This is a genomic window from Micromonospora globispora (assembly GCF_003857015.1).
Classification (GTDB): Bacteria; Actinomycetota; Actinomycetes; order Mycobacteriales; family Micromonosporaceae; genus Micromonospora; species Micromonospora globispora.
The window spans coordinates 1-1276 of the sequence record NZ_QGGF01000720.1 but is presented as its reverse complement, the minus strand read 5'-3'; the positions used below and the strand labels follow the sequence as shown (position 1 = coordinate 1276).

The 1276-nt window shown below is 76.6% G+C and carries 2 protein-coding genes; one reads left to right on the top strand and one right to left on the bottom strand.

The genetic code is table 11. From position 1 onward, the window contains the following. Positions 1-709, bottom strand: a 709-nt coding sequence (locus DKL51_RS32830; protein ID WP_124813198.1) for a methyltransferase domain-containing protein, incomplete at its 3' end; no start/stop codon positions are given. A gap of 45 nt (positions 710-754) precedes the next feature. Between DKL51_RS32830 and DKL51_RS32825 the strand changes: the two genes are divergently transcribed. Beyond that, positions 755-1276 (top strand): UbiA family prenyltransferase (locus DKL51_RS32825; RefSeq protein WP_185735004.1); only part of this gene is annotated, 522 nt, incomplete at its 3' end.

Genomic DNA, 1276 nt, shown 5'->3' with positions numbered 1-1276 from the left:
CCGGGGACGACTCCGTCCGCGTTGGACCGCGGCCACCCCGGGACGCGCGCAGCCGGCGGAGCAGCCAGGCCAGCGTCCCGCCCAGCTCCGGGCGGACCCCGCGCAGCCGCAGCGCGACGCCGTGCCGGGCGCACTCGGCGACCAGGGCGCGGGCGTCCACGAACAACCGTGGATCGTGGATGCCCCGGGGCACGGTCGGCAGCCGCTCACTGATCTCCACGGCGATCAGCCGGGCCAGCAGGGTGTCGTTGAGGGTGTCCAGGACCAGCAGGCCGCCGGGGCGGAGCAGCCGGCACGCCTCGGCGACCGCGCGCCGCCAGTCCGGTACGTGTTCCAGCAGTTCACCGGCGGAGACCACGTCGGCGCAGCCGTCGGCGAGCGGGACCGCGGTGGCGTCCGCGTTGACCACGGTCACGCCGTGCCCGGCGGCGTGCGCCAGGGCGGAGCGGGTGAGGTCCACCCCCACGTGCCGGTAGCCCTTGCCGGCCAGGTGTGGGGCGAGCAGCCCGGCGCCGCAGCCCAGGTCCACCAGGAGGGCGTCGGGCCGGGACGCCGGCGGCACCAGCGCCGCCCGGGCCCGGGCCAACCAGTGCAGCATCGCGAACGCGCCGTCCGGCCGCCACCATTCGCCGGCGAGGTCGTCGTACTGGCGGGGGTCGTTGGGCGGCAGCACCCGGGGCGGGGTGGACACCGGGGCCATATCTGCCATGGACCGAGCCTGGCACGACTCCCCGGTAACAGCCAGACTTCCCTTATGTCGTCGTCGGTGTTAGGGCTGGTCAGGGCGAGCCATCCGGAACCGGCCGTCGCGGTCACCACAGTGGCCGGACTGCTCGCGTGGGGGGCCGGGCACCGGCCGGGCGGCGTCGTGGCCGTGGTGCTGACCGTGCTGGCCAGCCAGCTCGCCGTCGGCTGGAGCAACGACGCGCTCGACGCCGACCGGGACGCCATGGTGGGGCGTACCGACAAGCCGGTGGCCACCGGCGCGGTCCGCCGGCGCACCGTGGGCCTGGCCGCGATGCTGGCCGCGCTGGCCACCCCGGCGCTGGCGCTGACCACGACCCCGGCCGCGGCGGCCTGGGCCACCGTCGGCCTGCTCTCCGCCCTTCTCTACGACTGGCCGCTGAAGTCCACCCCGGTCTCGGTGCTGCCGTACGCGATCTCCTTCGGCTTGCTGCCCGCCTTCGTGGTGCTGGCCCTGCCCGGCGCGCCCGCCCCGCCGGTCTGGCTGGTCGCCGCGGCGGCCTCCCTGGGCGCCGGGGCGCACTTCGCCAAC